The organism is Arthrobacter sp. 4R501 (assembly GCF_002929755.1).
Lineage (GTDB): Bacteria > Actinomycetota > Actinomycetes > Actinomycetales > Micrococcaceae > Arthrobacter.
Genome location: NZ_PJIW01000012.1, coordinates 1 through 23673 on the forward strand (window position 1 = coordinate 1; position 23673 = coordinate 23673).

Annotated in this window: 19 protein-coding genes and 1 pseudogene; 10 read left to right on the plus strand and 10 right to left on the minus strand. The window is 66.2% G+C overall.

Annotated elements, in window-relative coordinates; translation table 11 throughout:
• From CXR02_RS13035 to CXR02_RS13045, 3 genes and pseudogenes are all read right to left on the minus strand, one after another.
• Window positions 1-309 (minus strand): annotated as a pseudogene (locus tag CXR02_RS13035) (endonuclease); the annotation flags it as partial.
• A 267-nt stretch (window positions 310-576) separates the two neighbouring features.
• The gene (locus tag CXR02_RS13040; protein WP_104062399.1) at window positions 577-1437 is read right to left on the minus strand and encodes an NAD-dependent epimerase/dehydratase family protein; all 861 of its coding nucleotides are present in this window, start codon (window positions 1435-1437) and stop codon (window positions 577-579) included.
• 4 nt (window positions 1438-1441) lie between these two features.
• On the minus strand, window positions 1442-2356 hold the full coding sequence (locus CXR02_RS13045; protein WP_104062400.1) for an MSMEG_6728 family protein: 915 nt from the start codon (window positions 2354-2356) through the stop codon (window positions 1442-1444).
• Between the two features lie 189 nt (window positions 2357-2545).
• On the opposite strand from CXR02_RS13045, the gene CXR02_RS13050 reads away from it, so the two are divergent.
• Complete coding sequence (locus CXR02_RS13050) at window positions 2546-3148, plus strand: hypothetical protein (RefSeq protein WP_104062401.1); 603 nt, start codon at window positions 2546-2548, stop codon at window positions 3146-3148.
• A 197-nt stretch (window positions 3149-3345) separates the two neighbouring features.
• Here the strand turns inward: CXR02_RS13050 and CXR02_RS13055 are convergent, their stop codons facing one another.
• Window positions 3346-4035 carry a transglycosylase family protein gene (locus CXR02_RS13055; RefSeq protein WP_104062402.1) on the minus strand — a complete coding sequence of 230 codons (690 nt, stop codon included), beginning with the start codon at window positions 4033-4035 and terminating at the stop codon, window positions 3346-3348.
• A 216-nt stretch (window positions 4036-4251) separates the two neighbouring features.
• Window positions 4252-6861: an excinuclease ABC subunit UvrA gene (locus CXR02_RS13060; RefSeq protein WP_104062403.1), complete on the minus strand. Its 2610-nt coding sequence runs from the start codon at window positions 6859-6861 to the stop codon at window positions 4252-4254.
• 48 nt (window positions 6862-6909) lie between these two features.
• Between CXR02_RS13060 and CXR02_RS13065 the strand changes: the two genes are divergently transcribed.
• From CXR02_RS13065 to CXR02_RS13080, 4 genes are all read left to right on the plus strand, one after another.
• A complete protein-coding gene (locus tag CXR02_RS13065) occupies window positions 6910-8064 on the plus strand; it encodes an adenosine deaminase (protein ID WP_258060952.1) in 1155 nt (384 codons plus the stop codon).
• A 239-nt stretch (window positions 8065-8303) separates the two neighbouring features.
• On the plus strand, window positions 8304-9197 hold the full coding sequence (locus tag CXR02_RS13070; protein WP_104062404.1) for a glycosidase: 894 nt from the start codon (window positions 8304-8306) through the stop codon (window positions 9195-9197).
• Window positions 9198-9354: 157 nt separating this feature from the next.
• Window positions 9355-9900, plus strand: coding sequence for a YceI family protein (locus CXR02_RS13075; protein ID WP_104062405.1), 546 nt, complete (start codon window positions 9355-9357; stop codon window positions 9898-9900).
• Between the two features lie 107 nt (window positions 9901-10007).
• Complete coding sequence (locus tag CXR02_RS13080; RefSeq protein WP_258060961.1) at window positions 10008-10295, plus strand: acylphosphatase; 288 nt, start codon at window positions 10008-10010, stop codon at window positions 10293-10295.
• Between the two features lie 89 nt (window positions 10296-10384).
• On the opposite strand, the gene CXR02_RS13085 is transcribed toward CXR02_RS13080, so the two are convergent.
• From CXR02_RS13085 to CXR02_RS13095, 3 genes are all read right to left on the minus strand, one after another.
• A complete protein-coding gene (locus CXR02_RS13085) occupies window positions 10385-11617 on the minus strand; it encodes an MFS transporter (protein WP_104062407.1) in 1233 nt (410 codons plus the stop codon).
• Window positions 11618-11649: 32 nt separating this feature from the next.
• Window positions 11650-15294 carry a TM0106 family RecB-like putative nuclease gene (locus CXR02_RS13090; protein ID WP_258060962.1) on the minus strand — a complete coding sequence of 1215 codons (3645 nt, stop codon included), beginning with the start codon at window positions 15292-15294 and terminating at the stop codon, window positions 11650-11652.
• A gap of 191 nt (window positions 15295-15485) precedes the next feature.
• Window positions 15486-16682: a TerC family protein gene (locus tag CXR02_RS13095; RefSeq protein ID WP_104062408.1), complete on the minus strand. Its 1197-nt coding sequence runs from the start codon at window positions 16680-16682 to the stop codon at window positions 15486-15488.
• A gap of 136 nt (window positions 16683-16818) precedes the next feature.
• On the opposite strand from CXR02_RS13095, the gene CXR02_RS13100 reads away from it, so the two are divergent.
• Entirely contained in the window at window positions 16819-19146 is a 2328-nt protein-coding gene (locus CXR02_RS13100) for an FdhF/YdeP family oxidoreductase (RefSeq protein WP_104062409.1), read from the plus strand.
• A 105-nt stretch (window positions 19147-19251) separates the two neighbouring features.
• Here CXR02_RS13100 and CXR02_RS13105 read toward each other — a convergent pair whose 3' ends face one another.
• Entirely contained in the window at window positions 19252-19581 is a 330-nt protein-coding gene (locus tag CXR02_RS13105) for a DUF6457 domain-containing protein (protein ID WP_104062410.1), read from the minus strand.
• Window positions 19582-19793: 212 nt separating this feature from the next.
• Here CXR02_RS13105 and CXR02_RS13110 point away from each other — a divergent pair, with 212 nt between their 5' ends.
• The 3 genes from CXR02_RS13110 (at window position 19794) to CXR02_RS13120 (ending at window position 21758) form a co-directional block, all read left to right on the plus strand.
• Window positions 19794-20984 (plus strand): serine hydrolase, encoded by a 1191-nt coding sequence (locus tag CXR02_RS13110; RefSeq protein ID WP_104062411.1) that lies wholly within the window; start codon window positions 19794-19796, stop codon window positions 20982-20984.
• Between the two features lie 66 nt (window positions 20985-21050).
• Window positions 21051-21404: a GNAT family N-acetyltransferase gene (locus tag CXR02_RS13115; RefSeq protein WP_056346808.1), complete on the plus strand. Its 354-nt coding sequence runs from the start codon at window positions 21051-21053 to the stop codon at window positions 21402-21404.
• A 138-nt stretch (window positions 21405-21542) separates the two neighbouring features.
• Window positions 21543-21758, plus strand: coding sequence for a hypothetical protein (locus tag CXR02_RS13120; RefSeq protein WP_104062412.1), 216 nt, complete (start codon window positions 21543-21545; stop codon window positions 21756-21758).
• Between the two features lie 89 nt (window positions 21759-21847).
• Here the strand turns inward: CXR02_RS13120 and CXR02_RS13125 are convergent, their stop codons facing one another.
• Window positions 21848-23032, minus strand: a complete 1185-nt coding sequence (locus CXR02_RS13125; protein WP_104062413.1) for a metallophosphoesterase family protein — start codon at window positions 23030-23032, stop codon at window positions 21848-21850.
• Between the two features lie 144 nt (window positions 23033-23176).
• Here CXR02_RS13125 and CXR02_RS13130 point away from each other — a divergent pair, with 144 nt between their 5' ends.
• A complete protein-coding gene (locus CXR02_RS13130) occupies window positions 23177-23644 on the plus strand; it encodes an SRPBCC family protein (protein WP_104062414.1) in 468 nt (155 codons plus the stop codon).
• Window positions 23645-23673: the final 29 nt, after the last annotated feature.

Sequence of the window (23673 nt, forward strand, 5' to 3'; positions counted from 1 at the left end):
CAGGGCACACGCGACCTCCGCGACCATGGCCATCTCCTGCCCGGTATGGTCCTCGGGCGACGTTGCAGGGCCCGCCAGAGCCTCTGCAGCGCTGTTGTAACCGGCGGCCAGCCAGGCCTTCAGGGCGGCACTTTTGGCGTCCAGCCGTGAGATCTCGGCCAGCCCGTCCAGGAAACCATCCGCCACCCGGCGCATAGGATCAGCCTCCCCGGAACAGCCGGAATCGGTCCCGTCCCGGAGCGCAGAAGCAAGCTCAGCGAAAGACACCGAAAGGGCCTCCGCCGCCGCCACAGCTGCTCTGCTATCCATACTCAAATCATCCCGCGAGGGTCTGACAATAACGGCGAGGCTAAACGGCTATGTGCATAACTCCGCGAAGAAACGATCCGTGCCTCCAGCCGCCGCGGCAGTTCAGGGCCACAGCTGTCCCCTCGCGCGGAGTGGAGCCTAAGTGTCCGTTCGCGTGAATGGTGGGGTCCGAAGCGTCCGTTCGCGTGAATGGTGGGGTCCGAAGTGTCCGTTCGCGCGGGTCGTCGCTGACGTTGTGGGCCTCAAATGTCTGTTCGCGCCCTGAAGCTATGGGTGGCGGACTGCGGTGCGCGCCAGAACTGCCCGGTACCCTTCCCGGAACGTCGGGTAGGTGAACTCGAGCCCGGTCCCGCGGAGCAAAGCGTTGCTGCAGCGTTTATTGCCGCCGCGGGCCTCGCCTGCTGGTCCGATGGGCGGTTCCGGATAGCCCATTTCCAAGGCCAGGAACCGCAGTACATCCCCAAGTTCAGCGGGAGAGTTGTCCACACCGACATATACCGGCGCAGGCATAGTTTCCATGGTGGCCAACTGGACGATCGCCGCAGCGGCGTCGTCCCGGTGGATCCGGTTGGTAAAGCGTGGTTCATCGGGAACCACGGCATTCCCGCTGCGGACCTGGTCAATCAGCCGCGTCCGGCCCGGACCGTAGATCCCGCCAAGTCGCAGCACAACAGGCGAGCTACCAGTGCCGCGCAGCCGCGAAACCAGGAGTTCCTCCGCTTCGAGGAGGATACGTCCCGAGAAACCGCCAGGAGCCGCCGTCGTACTCTCATCAACCCAGCCACCGCCGGCGTCCCCGTAGACAGCGGTGGAGGACACAAAAAGCACCCGCCGCGGCGTCACGCCGTCGCGCTCCAGGGCGTCCAGGACGTGCGCCAGCCCGTCCACGTAGGCGGCACGGTAGGCCGCTTCCGTGGCTGAGTCGGCGGCAACGGCCACGACAACGGCGGTGGTGTCCGTCGGGACCGCAGGCAGGTCCGGAGAGCCCAGGTCCGCCGCCACACCTTCGATCGCAGAGGGCAGTTTTTCGGGCGAACGTCGCCAGCCCACCACGCGGTGCCCTGCCGCGGCGAAGCGCAGGCCCGCTTCAGCGCCCAGATCGCCGCAGCCGGCCAGGAGGATGGTCACAGGCTCAGGGAGCGGGAACCGGGAAGAACACCCGGGGGTCCTGCAGGAGTGCGGGGTAATCGAAGGCGGACCGGTCGATCACCTCGGTGACGGTGAACGTGCGGCCGAACCGGCCGTCGGCGAGCGTGATGGGACGGCCCAGCACATGCCCGACGGCGAACTTTTTGCCGTCCTCAAACGAAACCGCGACGGCGGTCTTGCCGGGGAGGGTGGCGAACGCTTCCTCCTGCGCCTGGCGCTTCCGGGTTGGCTTCTTCACGAGCTGCTTGGGCGGCAGCTTGCGGGGCTGCTTGGACGGACGGCGGGAGCCGTCGTCGACGTAAACGGGGGAGTAGCCGTCCTCAGGGGTGGAGGGCGCAACAGCGCCGCCGCGGCGTATCGGCGGCAGCGCCACGGTATCCAGCGTCTGCGGATCGATTTCGGTGTGCGGGTCGCGGAGGATCCAGAGGATATCGCCCTCGGGTTCTGCCGGATAGAACTCGTGCTTGGGCTCAGGCCAGATGAAATCCAGGTCCAGGTCGGCGTCCGGGAACACCGTCTTGTAGAACTTCGGTTCCTTGCGGAGCAGCTTGGCGCGGTGGCTCAGGTGGAAATCAGGGTTTCCGAGCCACTCCGGCAGCGGGATCTTGGCCGCGTAGTCCGGGTGTGCTGCCTGGGGCGCGAACTCGGTGATGTTGGCGCGCGTGTTGTCTTCATGGCCGCGGTTGGTCCATTCGTCCACCATCGCCAGGCCGTACATGGTCAGCGCCGGAACGTGGCCCATCCACATGCGGACGGCGGGATGGTCCAGCCAGCCGTACTCGGGAATCACCAGAGCCCGGAGGGTTTGCAGCGCCTCGACACGCTGCTTGCCAAGCCTGGCGGTGTCCAGTGCTGCGGCGCTCTGCCGGAAATCGGGATACGGAAGGAAGGTTTGCATCCCTTCAGTCTGACGGCATGCGGCGGATGTGCCAATTGCAGTGCCCGGCGCCACACGCGCGGGATCCCTGGCAGCGCCCCTCAACTGCGACAGGGCAACGGAATAGTTCACATAGTGGACCGATACATACAGTGGGTGCCGCTAACCACTAAGATCACCGAAACGCCCCACCGTCCCGGAAGCCCCCTCATGACAATTTCACCTGAAGTGACCGCCGGTTCAACGCAGCTGTTTGTGCCCAAATTTGGGCAGATGCTTGATCCGGAGGCCAAGGGCATCCTGGTCCTTGATGAATTTACTCTTGACCCCGCCGCGGCACGACACGAGCAGCACGGCTTTCGTGCGGCCATGGCCTCAGTGGCCCTGACCCTTCGCCGGATCGTCGCGCTGCGGATCGTGATCGCGCTCGTGGCCATCGGCAACCTGCCCCTTTTCCTGATGTCCAGCGGCTGGTGGATCTACGCCGTCTCCCTCGCGTTGGTGATCGGTGTGCACCTCGCCGTCTCCTGGCTCAACAAGCACGAGCCCAAAGTGCGCCAGCGCCAGATGCTGGAACTCCACCTGCACCGCGAGAAGAGCGCCAACTACCGCAAGGTCCGCGACGCCGTGAAGTACATGATCGACACCCCCAGCCGCATGAACGAGCACCTCTACCTTGAACTGCTGGCGGCCAAGCGTGTGGCACTGAACCTCGCCCACGGCACGGTGGCCCTGCTGGACACCAGCGATGACGCCGCGTGGAAGGTCCGCATCATCCGCGAGATTCCGTCCGCGACCAAGGCAGCAGCCTAAGCGCGAAGGATCGCGGACGGCAGGAAGATCAGGTCCCCGCCAGCCATTAAGAACGCAACAACGGACGACGCCGGAGCTCCCCAGCGAGGGGCCCTCCGGCGTCGTTGTTTCCCGGGGTTGTTGCTGCCGGGCTTTTGTTGTTTCCGCGGGCCGTCGTTCCTGGGGAAAGGGGCGGTTCCCGCGGAAAGTGTTGAAGCTTAGGCGGGAAGCTGGAGGACCTGCCCGGAGAATACGAGGTCCGGGTTGGCAATGGTGTCCAGGTTGGCGTCCGCCAGGCTCTGCCAGCCGCCCTCAACGCCCAGCTTGTCGGCGACGGTGCTCAGGGTGTCGCCGGGCTCCAGCGTGTAGGTCTCGCCACTCAGTTCCACGGGCGCGGCATGCTGCGGAGCCGTCACGGCATCCGTTGCGGCCGGCACGGCTGGTGTCTGCAGAGCTGGTGCCTGCACCACAGGTGCCTCGACCGGCACGCTCTCCACAGGCGCCTGGACCGGCGCACTCTGGACCGGCGCGCTCTGGGGAGTCACCGCCGTCGTGCCCCCTCCGCCGCTCAGGCCAAGCTCCGCGGCGCAGGACGGCCACGCTCCCCAGCCCTGCGATGCCTGGATCTGTTCGGCCACGGCGATCTGCTGCTCGCGGCTGGCGTCGGCCGCGGAACCGGTGCCGCCGTAGGCAGCCCACGTGCTGGCGCTGAACTGCAGGCCGCCCGAGTACCCGTTGCCGGTATTTGTGGCCCAGTTTCCGCCGCTTTCACACTGCGCCAGTGAATCCCAGGTTGCGCCGTCGGTGGCCGCGTTTGCTGCAGTGACGGAGAGTGCAAGGCCGGCCGCGGAAATGGCGGCGACGGCTACTCCACGGCGTGCGGCAGTACGAATGGTGGTGTTGTTCATGGTGTGATGCTCCTGAAGGCCACCAGCGCTCGGTCCGTCCCCGGAGGTTATTGCGCCACTGCCCGCCCCTGACGATATAGAGGTCAATTTTCGGTGTCTGCCGGCCGGGCAGTTCTGGTGGAGGCAGCACCGGGCATTCATGTCGCCCGCTTGGCGGGCTTACGTTTCACGCTAGGACATCGCCGGTCCGTTATCAAACCGAGATGATTCCTGTGGTCAGCTGGTGACGAGCTGGGGCATCGCAGCCGCCAGGTAGGGCGCGGTGCGGCTGTGCCGGGAACGGGCGACGCTGGCGGCGGTTCCGGCGGCGACGATCCGGCCGCCTGCGTCCCCACCAGAGGGGCCCAGATCAATGACCCAGTCGGCCGCCGCCACAACAGCCATTTCGTGTTCCACCACCACCACGGTGTTGCCGCTGTCCACCAGGCCGTGGAGTTGGGCCATCAGGAGTTCGACGTCGGCGGGGTGGAGCCCGGTGGTGGGCTCGTCCAGGAGGTAGAGGGTATGTCCCCGCTGGGCACGCTGCAGTTCGGTGGCCAGCTTGATGCGCTGGGCCTCGCCGCCGGAAAGCTCCGTGGCTGGCTGGCCCAGCCGGAGGTAGCCCAGGCCCACATCCCCGAGGCTCTTCAGGCTGCGGGCCGCGGCCGGGATGTCGACCAGGAACGTAGTGGCCGCATCCACCGTCATGCGCAACACTTCCGCCACATTCTTGCCCCGGTACGTCACCTCCAAGGTCTCGGGGTTGTAGCGGGACCCGTCGCACTCAGGGCACGGCCCGTAGCTGCCCGGGAGGAAGAGCAGTTCAACCGCCACAAAGCCTTCGCCCTGGCAGGTTTCGCAACGGCCCCCTGCCACGTTGAAGGAGAACCGCCCGGCACCGAACGCGCGTGCCCTGGCCTGCTCCGTGGCCGCGAATTCCTTGCGCACCGCGTCGAACAGGCCAGTGTAGGTAGCGAGGTTGGAGCGGGGGGTTCGCCCGATGGGTTTCTGGTCCACCGTGACCAGCCTGTCGATCCGTTCCGCGCCGCTGACCGGTCCCACAGACAACGCCGTGGCCGGGGCCGCATCATCAGGTTCGGATAGCTGCGGAGCCTGGTGGTTCTTCAGCCCGGATCCCACAACTTCGCCGAGGACATGCGTCACCAGGGTGGACTTGCCGGAGCCGGAAACCCCCGTGACTGCGGTGAGGACGCCCAGCGGGAACCGCGCATCCAGGTCCTTGAGGTTGTGCCGGCTGATCCCAACGAGCTCCAGCCAGCCGTCGGGCTCCCGGACCTGACCGGTGCGAGGCGCGGTGCCTGCACGAGGTGCCTCGCCGCCGTCGGACGTCCCGCCGTCGGGCCCGCTGGACCCGCCGTCGGAAGTCCCGCCGTCGTCGAACAGGAAGGGCCGGGTGACCGACGCCTCGATGGCCGCGAGCCCGGCAACCGGCCCGCTGTAGAGGACCTCGCCGCCGCCTTCTCCGGCGCGCGGACCCACGTCCACCAGCCAGTCGGCCCGGCGGACCACGTCCATGTTGTGTTCCACCACAAACACCGAGTTGCCGGAGGCCTTGAGCTGGTCCAGGACCGCCAGGAGCGGTTCGGCGTCGGCCGGATGGAGGCCGGCGGACGGTTCGTCGAGCACATAGATCACGCCGAACAGTCCCGACCTGAGCTGGGTGGCGATCCGGAGCCGCTGCATCTCGCCGGGGGAGAGGGTGGGGGTGACGCGGCCCAGCGCCAGGTATCCGAGGCCCAGATCCAGGAGCACGGTGATGCGCTGCAGGAGGTCGGCGGTGATGGCCACTGCCACCTCGTTTTCCTCGCCGGAGGACTGCCGGCGCGACGCGGTTCCGGCTTCCTTGAGCCCGGCGGTGGGCCGGATGATTTCGGCGAGCTCCGCCATCGGTGTGGCGTTGAGGTCGGCGATGTTGCGGCCGCCGAAGGAGACCGCGAGTGCTTCGGGCCGGAGTCCGGTGCCGCCGCAGCGCGGACACGGGCCGGACTCCATAAACGCCAGGACGCGCTCGCGCATGGCGGCGCTTTGGGAGTCCGCCAGGGTGTGCAGGACGTAGCTTTTGGCGCTCCAGAAACGACCTTTGTACGGCTTGGCCACGCGGTCCCGCTCGGGCGTGACTTCCACAACGGGCTGTTCGTCCGTGAACAGGATCCAGTCGCGCTGCTTCCTGGGCAGCTTCCGCCAGGGCACGTCCACGTCGTAGCCGAGGTGGCTGAGGATGTCGCGGAGGTTCTTGCCCTGCCAGGCACCGGGCCACGCCGCGATGGCACCTTCCCGGATGGTCAACGCCGCGTCCGGGACAAGGGATTCCTCGCTGACGGTGTGCGCGACCCCCAGCCCGTGGCATTCAGGGCAGGCACCGGCCGCCGTATTCGGCGAAAACGCGTCGGAGTCCAACTGCTCGGCGCCTGGCGGGTAAGTGCCGGCCCTCGAAAACAGCATGCGGAGCGAATTGGAGAGCGTGGTCACCGTGCCCACGGTGGAGCGGCTGCTGGGCGCGCCGCGGCGCTGTTGAAGCGCGACGGCGGGTGGCAGCCCGGAGATCATCTCCACCTTGGGATTGTGGCCCTGCTGGATGAGGCGCCGCGCGTACGGGGCCACGGATTCGAAGTACCGGCGCTGGGCTTCGGCGTAGATAGTGCCGAAAGCGAGGGAGGACTTCCCCGAGCCGGACACCCCTGTAAAAGCCACAATGGCGTCGCGGGGCACATCCACGTCCACGTTCCGCAAGTTGTTCTCCCGCGCGCCCCGGACCCGGACGAAGCCGTCCGCCAGATGGCCGGGAGCGGGAAGGGAAAGATCGTCAGCCTGTTTAGGGTTCCGCATCGATCCGACTCTAGCCGCGAACCGGCCGGCGGGCGATATCCTGACCCGATGGACAACAACCGGGACACCGCCGCCGATCCGCTGCCACAGACGGGACTGCCAGCCACGGAAGTGCCCGTGACGGGACTTCCAGGGACGGGACTTCCAGCCACGGAACTGCCAGCCACGGAACTCCCCGGGACGGAACCTTCGGAGTCGGACCTGCCCGAAACCGAAGCGGCTGTCAGGATCCTCCCCGTCGCGGAGCTGCATCTGCACATTGAGGGCACTCTGCAGCCGGAACTGATCCTCGAACTGGCCGAACGCAACGGCATCACCCTCCCGTACTCCGGCCTGGAGGAGCTCCGGGGACTGTACGAGTTCACGGACCTGCAGTCTTTCCTGGACCTGTACTACGCCAACATGGCGGTGCTGCAGACCGAGCGGGACTTCGCCGATATGACCCGCGCCTACCTCGCCCGCGCCGCCGCAGCGGGGGTCCGGCACGCGGAGATCATGATGGACCCGCAGGCCCACCTGTCCCGCGGCGTCAGCCTGGAAACCTGCGTCAACGGCGTGGCCTCCGCCCTGGCCACCTCCCAGGAGGACTTCGGCATGTCCACCCTGCTGATTGCCGCATTCCTGCGGGACCAGTCCGAGGAATCGGCGCTGGAGGTCCTGGACGGCCTGCTGGCCATGAATGCCCCCATCGCGGCCATCGGCCTGGATTCGGCCGAGGTGGGCAACCCGCCGGCCAAGTTCGAGCGGCTGTTCGCCAAAGCCCGCGAAGCGGGCCTGCGGCTGACCGCGCACGCAGGCGAGGAGGGACCGCCGTCGTACATTATCGAAGCGCTGGACATCCTGGGAGTGGAACGGATTGACCACGGCATCCGCTGCATGGAGGACCCGGACCTGGTGGAGCGCCTCGTGGCGGACCGGATTCCGCTGACGGTCTGCCCACTCTCGAACGTCCGGCTGCGGGCCGTGGACACCTTGGCGGACCATCCGTTGCCGGCCATGCTCGCCGCCGGGCTCAACGTCTCCGTGAACTCGGATGATCCGGCCTACTTCGGTGGGTACGTGGACGACAACTTTTCCCAGCTGAAGGCCGTTTTTGACCTTTCAGACTTCGACAGGTCACGGCTCGCGGCCAATTCCATCCATTCGTCGTTCGCCCCCGAGGAGCGAAAAGCAGAGCTTCTGGACGAACTGAACCGCGGGTAGCTCTGCACGTTGCTGCTCGCTACACTGGTGCCCGGGCGCGCCCGGGAAGAGTCCGGCGATACCCGGAATCAGCGCTCCAGGGTTGAGTAAACAGCCCCGTAGCCGAGACTCCTGCCTCACTTCTGCTGTAATCCGCGTCATAGTCGGACATGACACGCAGAGTTAACCATTTCAAGTCGCGCGATTAACACGCTGTTGGCAGGATGCCTAGTGACAGATCGCATTACGCAAGGGGAATCATGGCCAAGTCCATCGCAGATAACACCGACCTCCGACTCAAGACCGTGCTGCACGTCCTGACGGAAGGCGTCTGGTCCGGCGGTTCACTCAATGCCGGCGAGGTTCTGGCGGAAGCCACCGCGCGCGTGCCGTTCAGTGATCACGAGGCCACGCTGCTCAGCGGTGGCATTCCGCGTGGACACAAGACGCTCACGTCCGCCACGGCCAAGTTGGTCAAGGCCGGCTGGCTGGTCAAGGGCCGTTCCGGCTGGACCATCACCGATGACGGCATGCGCGCCACGGTCGCGTTCCCCGATGCGGATTCCTTCGCCACAGCGCTCGACGCCGGCACTCCGGTTCCTGCCGACGTCGCCATTCCGCCGGCGCCGTCACCCGCAGCGGCACCCGCAGCCAAGGCGGCTCCCGCCAAGAAGGCCCCGGCAAAGCGGACTCCCGCGAAGAAGGCCGCCGACGCCGTCGGGAAGGCCGCGAAGGCAATCGAGGACGCCGTGGAGCCCGTGGTCAAGGCCGTCCGCTCGCGCAAGGCAGCGCCCAAAACTGCAGCTAAGGCTGCGACCAAGGCAAAGGCAGAGGCGCCTGCTGTGGAGTCTTTCCCGCAGCCTGAAGCCGTGGCGGTTGCCGGCGACTTCAACACCATCCTGGGTGCGCCGGAAAACTGGGCCCCACAGTACGACGAGGCCCAACTGACGCTCGATGCCCTGGACCAGTTGTGGAAGATCAGTGCCGACCTGCCCGCCGGCTCTTACACCTTCAAGATCGCCCTGAACCGCTCGTGGGACGAGAACTACGGCGCGTTCGGCACATTCGATGGCCCCAACCACGAACTGCACCACGACGGCGGCACGGTCACCATCCGCTACGACCACCGCACGCGGGACATCGCCATCAACTGACCGGGCCCGCCCAGTCCGCCGAGTTTTCGTCCAGATAACGGCATCTGGGGGCGGATTTTGGGTCAGTATCTGGACAAAAACTCCGGAGTGAAGCAGTGTGGAAACCGGTCGTCCTGGCCGGTTTCCACAGCACTGTTTCCACAAAGGAGATGCAAAAGTGACCCTACCTTCAGGCCTTACCTCGGGCGTCTGGACCCTGGACATGTCGCACAGCGAGATTGGCTTCACTGTCCGGCACGCGGGCATCAGCAAGGTCCGCGGACGATTCACGGACGCCTCGGCCGAAGCCCGCGTTGGCTCATCCCTCGCCGATGCTTCGCTTCACGCCACGGTCAAAACGGCCAGCTTCGATTCCGGCGACGCCAACCGCGACGGGCACGTGAAGGGGGCGGACTTCTTCGATGTGGAGGAGTACCCCGAGATGACGTTCCGGGCCACCTCGGCGGAGGGCGACGGCGAGGATTACACGCTCACCGGCGATCTCACCATCCGCGGAATCACCAAGCCGGTGGAGCTGGAGGTCGAGTTCACCGGGGTAGCAGTGGACCCCTTTGGTGCCACCCGCGCAGGATTCTCCGCGGAGTGCGACATCAGCCGCAAGGAGTTCGGCCTGACCTGGAATGCCGCCCTGGAAGCCGGCGGCCTGCTGGTCAGCGACAAGGTCAAGATCAACGTCGAAGCGGCGCTGGTCAAGCAGTCCTGACTGCCATGAGTTTTTCCTGGCGCCGCGATGACTCCGGCCGGGACATCCCAGACCGGGACAACTCAGGCCGGGACAACCCTGGCCGGGATAATCCTGGCCGGGATAATCTGCGCCGGGATAACGGCGATATCCGGCTCTCTGCCCGCGTCTTTGGCGTGGTGCAGGGGGTCGGATTCCGTTTCTGGACGATGGGCAAGGCCGACGAACTGGCCCTCAAGGGCGTGGTGAGGAATCTCGACGACGGCTCGGTGTCCATCGTGGCCGAGGGGCCTGGGCAGCAGATCCAAAAGCTCCTGGACTGGCTGAGGTCGGAGAACGCCCCCGGCCGGGTGGAACGCGTGGAGGAGTCAATCTCCGCGGCCGACGGATCGTTCCGGGACTTCCGGGCCCGCTGAGAGGGCCCGCTGACAGGCTCCCCGCCAGCCCCGCGCGGGATGGGGGCTATGTGGACTTTGGGGACGTTTTTTCGGCGCCGTGCTGAAGGCTATGGGGACGGTGCTTTGGCCAAAGTGGACTGGCGTTCCTTCGGCCCCGGCGGATAGGCGTGCCGCCGTCCGGCAAGGATCAGCACAAACGCGACGACGGCGGGGATTGCGGCGGCGATCGGGATCAGGAGCGGCCCCGCGATGGTGAGGGCGGCGGCGCCGAACATCGCGCCGATCATGATCCCTATCTGGATGGTCAGTACAGTCAGCCCGTTGGCGGCGTCCCTATACTCGCCGCCAGCCCGGAGGATGGCGGACTGGTTGTAAATCCCCATCGCGCCGATGCCTGTGCCCCAGACCAGCATCAGGACCAGCGTGACCGGCAGCGCCAAGACCGGCAGGACGCTTCCCACCAGCGGGAGCAAGGCCACGGACACCACAACGCCGGCGACGGTGATCAGGAGCCAGCGCCGCGGACGGGAATCCACGGTGATGCCAGCGATCCAGATGCCCACCAGCCCGGCAACACCGAGAATACTGATGGACAGCGGGATGCTGAAGTCGGGCAGCCGGACCTCGCGCAGGAACGGCGCAATGTAGGTGAACAAGGCGAAATGGGCCATAAGCATCAGCGGCCAGCCAACGGCGACAGTCTTCACTCCCGGCTGGCCGATCGCCTTGCGGATGGATGGGTGCGGAGCATCGGGGATGCGCCGCACCGGGGGAAGCAGCCACACGGCAAGGAGCGCCAGCACCACCCCGGAGGCGGCCAGGACCAGGAACGCCGCGCGCCAGCCGACGATGTTACCCAGGGCGGTGCCCACCGGGGCGCCGATGGCCAGTCCCAGGCTGTTGCCGCTGAACACGATGGCCAGTGCCTTGCCCACTTTGTGAGCTGGGACGATCCGCGCCACAAACGGGGCCATGGCAGACCACAGCAGGCCGTGCGCGATGCCGCCCACCACGCGTGAACCCATGGCCGCGCCGAAATCGGAGACGATGGCCACCAAGGCGTTGCTGGCCGCGAAGAACAGGATCAGCGCGATGAGCAGGTAGTGGCGCGGGACCCGCGACAGCAGCAGCGATAAAGGGATCACGGTGACCACGATGATGGCTGCATAGCCGGCGGTCAGGTAGCCGGCGGTCGCCTCGGAGACCCGGAAGTCGGCGCTGATCTGGGGCAGCAGGCCGGAGGGCAGGAGTTCGGTGGTGATGGCGGTGAAGCCGATGGCCGCAAGGACGATCAGGGCGCCGACAGGCAGTCTGTTGCTCTGGGAGGTCACGCCACGAATTTACCTTGATTCAGCGGTGAGAACACGGTTTCTCAGAGTGTTGCGCGGCTGTGAGTAAGCACACTGTGGATACCCGCGCTGAGGCCGATGAAAGCGCCAAGTTCCTCGAGGCCGGCCGGTTTGGCCGGCATGTAATTGGTGAGCTCGGGGGAGCGGATGATCACGGCCCGCCACTGGCCCCGCGACACGGCCACGTTGATCCGGTTCCGGTTCAGCAGGAATTCGGCCCCGCGCGGAGCCTCGGCAACCGCGGAGCAGGCCATGGACACCAGGACCACCGGCGCCTCCTGGCCCTGGAACTTGTCCACCGTGCCCACCCGGACACCCGGCAGCCCGGCGTCGTGCAGGGCCTGCCGGATCAGCTGGACCTGGGCGTTGTAGGCGGCCACCACCAGGATGTCTTCCGGGTTCAGCGGCCTGGCCGGCTTGTCGTCGCCGGGAAGCCATTTCAGCCCGATGTGCCGCTGGGCCTGACGGACCACCTCGGCAGCTTCCTCTGCGGAGGACTTCGTGTTCCCGCTGTGGTCCACAAAGACTGTTTCCACCCCGGCCGGCAGTTCCGCGAGGCTGCGGAGGGATGCCGCAGGCGCAGCCTCGAGTTTTCCGTCGTAGCTGAGGACGGACACGGCCCGGCACAGGTCCGGGTGCATGCGCCAACTGTCCGCCAGGAAGTAGCCCAGTTCGCCGGGGAGGGTGGCGTGCCCGGCAGCGAGCCAGCCCAGGGCAGACTCGTCCACGGGCTCGGGGTGCGAGCCCTGCGTGACCTGCGGCAGCTGCTGCGGGTCACCGAGGAGCAGGAGCCGCTTGGCCGCGCGGGCCACGGCCAGCGTGTTGGCCAGCGAGAACTGGCCCGCCTCGTCAATGACCAACAGGTCCAAGGATCCGGCGGGGACGGACCTGCCCGTCATGGTCCAGGCGGTGCCGCCTACCAGGCAGCCGCCGGGGGAGGCGAGCAGCGCGGCGACGTCGTCGTCTGAGGTGCGGTGCCACAGCACGGGATGCGGGGCGGCCAGCTTCTTCGCCACACGCGCCGGATCCACACCGGCGGTTTCGATCGCGGTGCACAGCATGTTCTCCACCACTGCGTGGGACTGCCCCACCACCCCGATCTTCCAGCCCTGCTCCACCAGCCGGGCAATGACATGCGAGCCGACGTAGGTCTTGCCCGTCCCGGGAGGGCCCTGCACGGCAAGGTACGAATGATCGAGGTCCAGCAGCGTGGCGGTGATCGCCGTGACGTAGTCCGCTGCACCGGCCGCGTCCTTGCCGACGGCGGCGGGACCCGGCATCGAATGGAAGCGCGGCGGCACCTTGCGCAGGATGTCGACGCCGGGGTGTTCCGGAAGGACCGGGACCGAGGCGCCGACACTCTGGGCCAGCTCGGCCAGGGCGGCTTCGATGCTGGCGGTGCGGATGGGCTGGTCCTCGGTGAGCGCCACCGGAATATGCGGGTAGGCGGGGACCTTTCCTGTTTCCCGCTCTTCGATGGTGATCATGGTCTGGCCGGCCACCCGCGGGTGGTCCTCCACGGCGGTCACCAGCGTGCCAAAGGTGAAGCCGCGGCCCGTGGGGGTTCCCAGCGGATCATGAAGGCCATCAGGGACCGGGGAATCGTAGAGCCGGCACCACGTGCTCCCGGGCTTGAACTCCGACCCTTCGCTCATGACGCCGGTCAGCCTCAGCGTGCGGGTGCGCATCCGGGCCGTGGGCTTTGCGAGCTCCCAGTCGGTCAGTATTTCCGCGGTATCCACCACAAACACGTTGCGGCGCTCGGACCAGTGGTCGATCTCGGACTCGGTGCGGTCGAAGTGCTCCCACCAAAACTGCTTGCGCTCGCGGCGGTGGTACCCCGTCGCTGCGGCCACCATGGCGATGGCCCGTTCGTCGTTGGTCCAGGGGCGGTTGTCCGGGAGCCCGGCCAGGTAATCCTGCAGGCGGCGCTCCTCCGGCGTTGGCTCGGGTTCCGGAAGCGGAGGCGGGGCCGCAGCAACGGACGACGACGGCGCCGGCCGCCCGCCGTCGTCGGAAGTTCCGGTTGCCGCCGCGCGTGAGGCAGCCGTCCCTCGCAGACCCAGCAGCCAGTCGCGCAGGCGGAGGGTGGAGAGGCAGTCGTACTCGTTGTAGTCGGAGATGGAGGCCAGGATGTGGGCGGCCGTGGCGGCGTCGCCGTCGTCCCGGGCGGCGCAGTAACCGGCATACGCCACCACTGAGGCTCCGGCGTCCTTGACGTCCCCGGAGCGGAGGTTGCTGCCCATGTACAGGGGCTCAAGCTTCTTGATGGAGTAGGACGGCTCGGAGATCCGCAGCGAATGCCGGGCGGTGGCGTAAAGGTCCACGAGGACCCCTTCGCGGAGCCAGTTGTCCACGATATCCTCGCCGGCGAGGTGCGTGACGGACAGGTTCCGCAGCGCCGATTTCTCGTAGGCGGCGTAGTGGTAGACGTGCATGTCCGGATACCTGGCGCGGCGCTCTTCGACATAGCCGAGGAAGTCAAGGAAGGCCTGCCGCTCCTCGTTGCGTGAATGTGCCCAGAAGGGCCGGAACACGGGCTTGTCGGCGGCGTGGGCGTCAGCAGCGTCACCGTCAAGCACAGGCGCCTCGATGACGCCGAACAGGTATTCCAGCCCCCACTTGCCGGTGGCGGGGTCCTGCCAGAGGGGATCGCCCTCGAAGTCGAAGAAGATGTCGCCGGGGCTGGGTCGCGGGATCTCCGCCAGCGCGTTCTCCGGCAGCACCTTGAACGTGACGGTGTGCTCCTCGCCGTCCTTGGCGAAGGTGCGGGAACCGTCCGGAACGTCCCGGCCCAGCTGCATCCTTGCCTGGTCGCGGAGCCGGGCCACCGAGCCGGTGGCCTTGCTGAGTGGGAGATCCGCCAGTGCGTCGATGGTGGTGATGTGATCGGCGATGAGTTTCTTCCGCCGGAGGGTGGTCATGCCGCCCACCATCAGGAGGTCGCGGTGGGACTGGACCTGTTCGGCGCAGTAGTTGCACCGCCCGCAGTATGCGACGCCGGGCTGTTGCCACTGCACCGCCGAACCGGCCTCGCGGTGGGCTGCGGTCAGGGTGCGGAAGCGGTCGCGGCGCTCGCGGAAGACCGGCAGCAGGTCCGGCAGGGAGTGGTGGCTGCGGACGTAATCGCCGTCCACCACGGCGCCCAGCACCAGCGTGACCCGGGACGATGGGTCCAGGCCCATGCCGATGAGCTGATCGCCGTAGGCGGCGAGCTGGAGGAGTGCGCCCACCTTGGCGTGCCGTGCCAGCTTGGTGTCCCACACCTCGTAGCGTCCAGGATTGCCGGTGCCGGCAGCCTCGTTGACGATGAAGTCGGCGTAGCCCAGGAATTCTCCGTCGAAAAAAGTTGCCTGGAAGACGACGTCGGCTCCGACGCGGAGCGCGAGTTCCGTTTCGGCGTGTTTGGCCAGCAGCTCGCCGCGCGTGTTTTCCCCACGCTCGATCGAGTACACGCCAGCGCCGCGGCTGGCCTCCCACTCGCCATACTGCGCGATCAGGCCGGCCAGGACCTTGGCCTCGTGCTTGTCACCGAGCGCCCCGGCACGGCGCTGCATTTCGTCGTCGGGAAACTGCGCCTTGGGGGTCCGGCCCAGCTTCTCGTCCAGGACGCGGAGCGTGCGGTACTCACATTCGCTGGCGGCCACCAGGTCGCTGGCGGAAAACACCAGGTCCTGCGGCGCGCCGGAACCGGAATCCGCCCGGCCGGGAACAGCGCTACGCGGATCAACGTGGCCGGGATCAGCGCTGGCTGGATCGAGCAGAAACACGGGGCCTCCCCATTGACGTGCCTGGCCGGAGGACAGTTCCCCTGACGCTGCTTTGAATCTAGCAAGGGGGGCTGACAATCAAGCCCCGGCTACTCCTGCGCTGCCCGCACTTGGGCTTCGTCGTGCTCGGTGTGGGCGTTGCGGAGGAGGTCCATGAATTCGGTTTCGTTGCGGATGAGCCGCTTGTATTTCTCCGGCAGTCTGCGGATCTGGTCTTCCTCGCGGACCATCCGGGCGAACAGCTTGTCCCGCTCGGCCATGTCCGTTTCGTAGTTGAGGTCCAGGTATTCGGTGGCGTGCCGTTTGGCGCCGGACACCGCGTTCTTGGCCTTGCCCTTGGGGCTGAAGATCGAAGCCAGGACGGTGACCGTCAGGACGCCCAGGATCACGGTCAGGGATACCCCCGTGCTGACCTCCACCACGTTGACGTGCTCACCGTCGTTGATGAACGGCAAGGTGTTCTCGTGCAGGGCATGCAGGATGAGCTTGACGCCGATGAAGCCGAGGATGGCGGCGAGACCGTAGGCAAGGAAGATCAGGCGGTCCAGCAGTCCGTCGATCAGGAAGAAGAGCTGGCGCAGGCCCATGAGCGAGAACGCGGTGGCCGTGAAGACGATGAAGACGTTCTGCGTGAGGCCGAAGATGGCGGGGATGGAGTCCAGTGCAAACAGGATGTCGGTGCCGCCAATGGCCACCATCACCAGGAGCATCGGGGTGAGGACGCGTTTGCCGTTCTCCTGGGTGAAGAGTTTGTCGCCATCGTAATGGGCCGACCCCGGGAGGTACTTTTTGGCGAGCCTGACCACCAGGCCTTCGGCGTCTTCGTCGTGGCCGTCGGGTTTGAGCAGGTTCCCCGCGGTGATCAGCAGGATGAGTCCAAAGAGGTAGAACACCCAGGCGAAGCTGTTGATGAGGGCGGCGCCAAGGAAAATGAACGCCGTCCGGGCGATCAGCGAAAACACGATGCCGAAGAGCAGCACCTTCTGCTGGTCCGCGCGGGGGACCTTGAAGCTGGCCATGATGATCAGGAACACAAAGAGGTTGTCCACGGACAGGGCCTTCTCCGTGACGTACCCGGCGAAGTACTCGGTGCCCATGGTGGTGCCGCCGAACCACAGTACGCCCAAGCCAAAGAGGAGGGCGATCCCCACGTAGATGGAGGACCAGATGGCCGATTCCTTCAATGAGGGCGTGTGGGCTTTCCGGACATGGAAGAAGAAATCGAAGGCCAGCAGGCCCACGATTCCTGCGATGGTCAGGGTCCAGACAAAGGGAGGGACGTCCATCTGTCCACCCTACCTAGGCGTTTGCCGTTAGTCCTGCTTGACTTGGATAACCCCCTGAACAAGGGTGGACTGGGACCGTCAAACCGCTGAAAACCGGTGCGTTGACGGTGAGGGCTTGAACCAAGGAGAGTGCAACGTGGCACGCAAGAACCCGCACGTGGAAGAGGCCAACGAGGCTGACATCGAGGTCAGCGGCCACCCCAAGACGTGGGCCGCCGGCGTCCCGGGCGTCTACCACTCGTTGGAGCCGGCCGTGCAGCACATGGGCCTGGTCAGGGCCGGGAAAACCCTGCTCGCCCTGAACCAGAAGGACGGTTTCGACTGCATGAGCTGCGCGTGGCCGGACCCGGGGCACCGCAAGACGTTCGAGTTCTGCGAAAACGGCGCCAAGGCTGTCACCTGGGAGGCCACTCCGGTGGTGATCGGCTCCGAATTCTGGGCCGAGAACCCGGTCAGTGACCTGCGGCAGCGGTCCGAGTACTGGCTGGGGATGCAGGGGCGCCTCACCGAGCCTGTCCACAAGCCGGCGGGGGAGGACCACTACCGGCCGGTCAGCTGGGAGCAGGCGTTCACCATCGTCGCCGACAAGCTCAAGGGGCTGCCGAGCCCGGACCAGGCCGCCTTCTACACCAGCGGCCGGACCTCCAACGAGGCCGCGTTCCTCTACCAGCTGTTTGTCCGGGCCTACGGGACCAACAACCTGCCGGACTGCTCCAACATGTGCCACGAGTCCTCTGGCTGGGCCATGGGCCAGACCATCGGCATCGGCAAGGCCACCATCTCCTACGATGACTTCGCCAAGGCGGACCTGATCATCGTGATGGGCCAGAACCCGGGCACCAACCACCCGCGGATGCTGACCGCGCTGGAGGAAGCCAAGGAGGCGGGAGCCAGCATTGTGGCCGTGAATCCGCTGCCGGAAGCGGGTCTGATGCGCTACAAGAACCCGCAGAAGGTCAAGGGGATCATTGGCCGCGGCACGGAGATCGCCGACCAGTTCCTGCAGGTCCGCATCGGCGGGGATATGGCCCTGCTCCAGGCCGTCTCCAAGCGGGTCCTGGACGCCGAAGCTGCGAATCCGGGCACGGTGCTGGACCACCCGTTCCTCGCCGAACACTGCGAAGGTCTGGAGGAGCTTCGCGAGCACATTTCCCAGCTGGACGAGGCTGCCGTGCTGGCGGCCACCGGCCTGCGGACCGGGGATATCGACGAGCTCGCGGACCGATATCTCAGGGCGGAGAAGGTGATCATCACCTGGGCCATGGGCATCACCCAGCACAAGAAGGGCGTGGCCACCATCAAGGAGATCATCAACCTCCTGCTGCTCCGGGGCAACATCGGCAAGCCCGGCGCCGGAGCCTCTCCCATCCGCGGTCACAGCAACGTCCAGGGCGACCGCACCATGGGCATCTGGGAGCAGATGCCGCCGGCATTCCTGGATGCCCTCGGCAAGGAATTCAGCTTCGAACCGCCGCGCGAACACGGCGTCGACGCCGTGGAGACCATCAGGCAAATGCGCGACGGCGGCATCAAGGTTTTCGTGGCCATGGGCGGTAACTTCGTGGGAGCCATTTCGGACACCCACGCGGCGTTTGCGGCGATGGAGAACACCGAGCTCTCGGTCCAGATTTCCACCAAACTCAACCGCTCGCACACGGTCACCGGCGCCGAGGCGCTGATCCTGCCCACGATGGGCCGCACGGAGATTGACATGCAGGAATCGGGTCCGCAGTTTGTGTCCGTGGAGGACACGGTCTGCGCCGTGCATGCCTCACACGGGACGGTGGAGCCGGTGGCGCCGGGCCTGCTGTCCGAAGTGGCAATCGTCAGCAGGCTGGCCCAAGAAGTGGTGGGTGACTCCGTGCAGGCGGACTGGGCCGGGTTCGAGAAGAACTACGACCTCATCCGGGACCACATCTCGCACGTGGTCAGCGGCTGCGAGGACTACAACCGGAAGATCCGGCAGGACGGCGGTTTTGTGCTCCCGAACGGGCCACGGGATTCGCGGACGTTCACCACCCCGACGGGCAAGGCCATGCTCACCGTCAACGAGCTCGAACATATGGAGCGGGCGGCCGGAACACTGATCCTGCAGAGCATGCGCTCGCACGACCAGTTCAACACCACCATCTACGGCAACAACGACCGCTACAGGGGCATCAAGAAAGGCCGCGAAGTGGTGTTTGTCAGCCCCGGGGACCTCGCCGAACTGGGACTCAGCGACGGGCAGCACGTGGATATCCACGGCGTGTACCAGGACAACGTGGAGCGCGTGCTGCGCAACTTCCGGGTGGTCTCGTACCCGACGGCGGCCGGCTGCGCGGCAGCCTACTACCCTGAGGCCAACGTGCTGGTGCCGCTGGACAGCGTGGCCGAGGGCAGCCAGACGCCGGCGTCGAAGGAAGTAATCGTCCGGCTGGAGCCCGTAGCCGTGCTGGTTGAGGAACCGACCGCCGCGGGATAGGGGCTACCCGTGGTTGAGTCGGCAAAAGCGGCCGTGGCCCGCATAAGCGGTGCTGGCCAGCACCGCTTATGCGGGCCAGAACCGCTGATGGAGACCCGGGGCTCCCTACTGACCGGTGTCCGCCCACCCCCCAGCAGCCGGGCCGCCGTCGTGCCCGTCCTCGCACAGCCGGAAGGCGACGTCGGCCGCCCGGGTGACTGCCGCCGTCGACTTTTCCTTGGAACCGGCGCTGCCGTTGCCGGCGGCGAGCCCTGCGGCGTAACCCACCAGGAACGTGGTGACCGGTGCAGCCGCATGGATCACCGAGCCGGCAGACTTCCTGGCCAGGTCAAGGAGGAGTTCCTGATCCACCTCCAGGTCCAGGATCTGCAGTGCCTGCGCCAGTCGCTGGGTCCACTGGTCCAGGACCTGGGCTTCGTTCTCGTCAACAGTCATGTTCGCTCCTAGGTTGCCGGTTCGCTGCTGGTGGGCGGCAGGGGGAGTCCTTGCCCATTGCCCACGACACTACAAGGCCTGGGCGGCTGCGTCACCGGGCTGCGGCAGCGTCCTTGACACTCCGTTTTGCCCTGAGGAATATCGAAGGTGCCAGGGCAGCTGGCGGTCTCTTGGGAGTTCAGTTGCTGACCGGCCCCGTGAAGGGACGTGGGATGCAGGCAGCCGTTCATGGTTTCAGTTCCTCCGGCCTTGCGGTCGCCGTGGCAACGGCCGCGCTGCTGGCCTCGCTCGCAGGCTGCACCAGCGCCCCGGATCCGCCAGATCAGCAGTCCCCGACTGTTCAATCCACGACGGCGGCGTCCGCCACTGCCCGGGCGCCGCGGGCTTTTGTGGGAGTGCTGGAAAAGTACAGCGCGGAAATGCGCGCAGGGGGAGCGACGGCCGTCATCATCCAGCTGAAGTCAAGGCTGGGCGAATGGTCCTCGGCCGAAGGCGTCCGCAGCCTCGAGACCCAGGAACCCGTGCAGTTGAGTGACCAGACCCATATCGGCGACATCACCACCACCATGGTGGCGGTGTCGGTCATGAAGCTGGTTGAGGAGGGAAAAGTCCAGCTCGATGACCCTATCCAGCAGTACCTGCCGGACTTCGAGGACATCATCAAGCCGCCTGGACCCATCACCATACGCAGCCTGCTCAGTCACCGGTCCGGCATGCCGCACTACTGGGAAACCCCGATCGACATAGGCAACAGGCGCTTTACCCATGAGGAACGTCTGTCGTTCGCTGCTGCCATGCGGTGGACCGGAGGATCGGGCAGCCGTTACAGCTACTCCGCCACGAATTATTCGGCGTTAGCCCTCCTCGTCGAGAAGCTGCGGGGCAAGGACATCGGAGCGGTCATTCATGACGACAACGTGGCTCCCTTGGCGCTGCAGGACACGCTGATGACGGGGGATGAGCCGGGCCCGCAGCGGATGCTCCACGGCTACACGCGGACGGAAACCGGCGAGCTGGAGGACAAGGCTCTAGTTTCGTTCCACAACGGTTCCCCCGACACCGGGATGATTTCCACCGTCCCGGAACTCAACACCTATTTCGCCGCCCTGCAGAAAGGGGCCCTGCTGACGCTCCAAAGCGTGCAGGAGATGCATCATCCGAAGTACGAAACGTTCGGGCTTGGCCTTGTGAGGCAGTACGACTCGTGTTCCAACAATGACTATTTCGGCCATGTCGGTGTGGCGCGGGGATACGCGGCACTCGCGCTGATCAGCGCAGACGGGTCCCGGCAGGTGGCCATGGCGGTGGCCCGTGAACCCGTCCCGGACCCGGTTGGTTTCGAAGACTGGCGGTCGCTCGAGATGGCCGAAGCAGCCGTGAACGCGCTCAACCTGGCCTGTTAGCGGGCGACGAAATAACGGCGGGGTATCGAGGTTAGGCTGTACGAGAAGCCGAACCGAGGAGATCCCGTGCACGATGTCACCATCCGCCACAACCCGGAGCGCCAGCGCTTCGAAGTGCTGACCGGCGGGAACGTCATTGGTAAAGCCGTGTACAAGGAGTACGACGGCGGCGGCTCGCCGCAGCGGATTTTCTACCACACGGTGATCAATGAGGAATACGGCGGCCAGGGACTTGCGGGCAAGCTCGCCAAGGTGGCGCTCAATGAAACGGTTGACGAGGGCCGCGCCATCGTCCCGGTCTGCCCCTTCATCAAGAAGTACGTCCGCAAGCACCCGGATTATGCGGCGGCCGCGGTGGCCATCACGCCGGCGCACCTGGAGTTCCTGAACACCGCCTTGGCCCCGCGGGCCCGGGCGTAGCGGTCAGTTGCCGGCCGCGCTCAGCCGAGCCGGGCGTTGACCGGGCCTGGCCGCTGTCCGCCTGACCAGTGGCTCCGAGCGGGCGGACTAGGAAAAGTGCACGGGGTGCGATGCCGCCGCCGGGCTTATCGTGGAGGTATGGACTCGCCAAAGGTGCAGCTGTACTTGGATATCACCGCTAAAGGCCTGTGCCTGCTGGGCGTTGCGCTGATGATCTTCGGCCAGGGTGGATGGTTCTATGTGGGTGTCGCCACCGTGGTCCTGGGCGTGCTGTTCATCGGCGCCTCGCTGATGGCCACCCGCAACCTGCGGCACAGGGGATGGGACGGCAGGAACCGGCCAACCGCCGGATAGCCCGCCCCACCCACTCGCCCGCCAGTCCCGCCGGAGCCACACGGAGCCACGCGGAGCTGCAGCCTAGTCCTGGCCGACGCTAACGTCCCCTACAGCTGCCCCGCATCCAGTGGCAGCGGAACGATCGGCTGGTCGTTGGCCGTCAGGTCGATGCCCATGTCCTTGGCGAAGACCAGCCGGGTGTCCTTGTAGATTCCGGGGTGGTTCTCATCCAGCTCAAAGACCCGGGCGCCGCGCAGGCGGTTCCGTTCAGCGCCGGGGAGCCCATAGGCGCCGAATCCGGTTCCGGGGGCGTAGCCGAGCTGCACCCCGTAGTAGTTGCCCACGTAGGTATTGACGTGATCGTGGCCCACAAAGTAGCCGAGCACATCCCCGCGTTCCAGGAAGGCGCTGAACAGGCCGGAGTTGATGGGGCCGGGGCACTCGTCCTCGTTCCGTTCGCCGACGATGTTGTGCTTCGTGAGGGCCCGGGTGTGATCGGCGTCCGTCCGCGAGTCGAGGCTGGCGAACCACATGTTGCGGTGCTCGTGGAGCGCAATGTGGCCCCACATGAGGGAGGGGACCTTCTTGCCGTACTTCTGCTCGGTGGCGATGGACAGGTTGCGGTACCAGGTGACCTGGTCCATGCGTACCCAGTCCCAGTCGGGGTAGCCTTCGAAGTCCTGTCCATTGATGGCGTCCGGTGCATATCGGCCGGTGTCGATGAGCCACAGGCCGAAGGCCGGCTCCTTGGACTTGGCCGACTGCACGAGCAGCAGTGAGTTCGACGTCCCGGTGAGCCCCGGCGTGGAGTCGCCGTTCATGTTGAATTCGTAGGTCTGCAGGAACTGCAGCATTTTGGCCTCGGTCATGCCCGTCCGTGCCACGGAATCCTCGTCGTGGTTGCCGAACGTGACGGCCCAGGGGATCTGCCGGTGCTCCATGGGCTGGACCACGTGGTTGAGTGCCTGCTTGACCTCCAGCTCAGAGTCGCAGCCGCCATTGATCACATCGCCGTTGATCACCACGAAGTCCGGCTTCTCCGCGTCCAGGGTCTTGTCCATGAGCTCGATCGTGCGGCGGTCGGTTTGCTCGTCGTCCTGGGTGTCGTTGAACTGGATCACTTTGAAGCCGCCGTCTGGGCGGAAGGCGAGTGCGGGCTTGGGTGCCTTCGCCCCCGGTGCCGCGTAGCTTCCGGCTGCCGCGGCCACTGTCAGTCCCAGCGCGCCAAGGGTTCCGGCGGCGGCCAGCGCGGCCCGCCGGCTGAGGGTGGGCTGGTGGATTCCGGTGGTCATTGATGCCTCTTTCACTGATGCGGCCGTACCCCCGGCCGTCGATCCTGCGACAGTACGCAAGACAGGTATCGGGTTCCGGAACACTTGGTGAACGCCACATGCGGGACCCGCTGAATATCTGCTCCCTCGACCTATGATTGCGGCATGTCAACTTACGAAGTCACTCGCAGCGCCCTTGTTCCTGCCCCCGCAGAAGACGTGTTTCCGCTGGTCAACAGCTTCCTGGAGTGGACCAAATGGTCGCCCTGGGAAAACGTGGACCCGGAACTCAACCGCTCGTATTCGGGCAATGACGCCGGTGTGGGGGCCAAGTATGCCTGGAGCGGCAACCGCAAAGCAGGAAGCGGAAACATGGAGATCGTCGAGTCGGATGCTCCCCGGAGCATCAAGGTCCGCCTTGAGTTCACAAAGCCGTTCAAGGCGGTGAATCCCACCACGTTTACGTTCACGCCGGCCGACGGCGGGACCCAGGTCACGTGGCGGATGACCGGCGAGAATAAGGGGCTCGCGAAGATTTTCGCCATGATCGTGAACATGGACAAGATGGTTGGCGGCGACTTCGAGCGCGGGCTGGCCGCCCTCTCGGCCGCCGCGACGGCCGACAAGGCCTGACCCGGCGCTGCTGACGCCGGCGCCTGCCC

Excerpts from the sequence above, each read along its gene's own strand:
- CXR02_RS13130 (WP_104062414.1), top strand. The coding sequence starts at position 23,177 with ATGTCAACTTACGAAGTCACTCGCAGCGCCCTTGTTCCTGCCCCCGCA.
- CXR02_RS13120 (WP_104062412.1), top strand. The coding sequence starts at position 21,543 with ATGGACTCGCCAAAGGTGCAGCTGTACTTGGATATCACCGCTAAAGGC.
- CXR02_RS13070 (WP_104062404.1), top strand. The coding sequence starts at position 8,304 with ATGGCCAAGTCCATCGCAGATAACACCGACCTCCGACTCAAGACCGTG.
- CXR02_RS13050 (WP_104062401.1), top strand. The coding sequence starts at position 2,546 with ATGACAATTTCACCTGAAGTGACCGCCGGTTCAACGCAGCTGTTTGTG.
- CXR02_RS13105 (WP_104062410.1), bottom strand. The coding sequence starts at position 19,581 with ATGACTGTTGACGAGAACGAAGCCCAGGTCCTGGACCAGTGGACCCAG.
- CXR02_RS13055 (WP_104062402.1), bottom strand. The coding sequence starts at position 4,035 with ATGAACAACACCACCATTCGTACTGCCGCACGCCGTGGAGTAGCCGTC.
- CXR02_RS13110 (WP_104062411.1), top strand. The coding sequence starts at position 19,794 with ATGCAGGCAGCCGTTCATGGTTTCAGTTCCTCCGGCCTTGCGGTCGCC.
- CXR02_RS13095 (WP_104062408.1), bottom strand. The coding sequence starts at position 16,682 with ATGGACGTCCCTCCCTTTGTCTGGACCCTGACCATCGCAGGAATCGTG.
- CXR02_RS13045 (WP_104062400.1), bottom strand. The coding sequence starts at position 2,356 with ATGCAAACCTTCCTTCCGTATCCCGATTTCCGGCAGAGCGCCGCAGCA.
- CXR02_RS13060 (WP_104062403.1), bottom strand. The coding sequence starts at position 6,861 with ATGCGGAACCCTAAACAGGCTGACGATCTTTCCCTTCCCGCTCCCGGC.
- CXR02_RS13125 (WP_104062413.1), bottom strand. The coding sequence starts at position 23,032 with ATGACCACCGGAATCCACCAGCCCACCCTCAGCCGGCGGGCCGCGCTG.
- CXR02_RS13065 (WP_258060952.1), top strand. The coding sequence starts at position 6,910 with ATGGACAACAACCGGGACACCGCCGCCGATCCGCTGCCACAGACGGGA.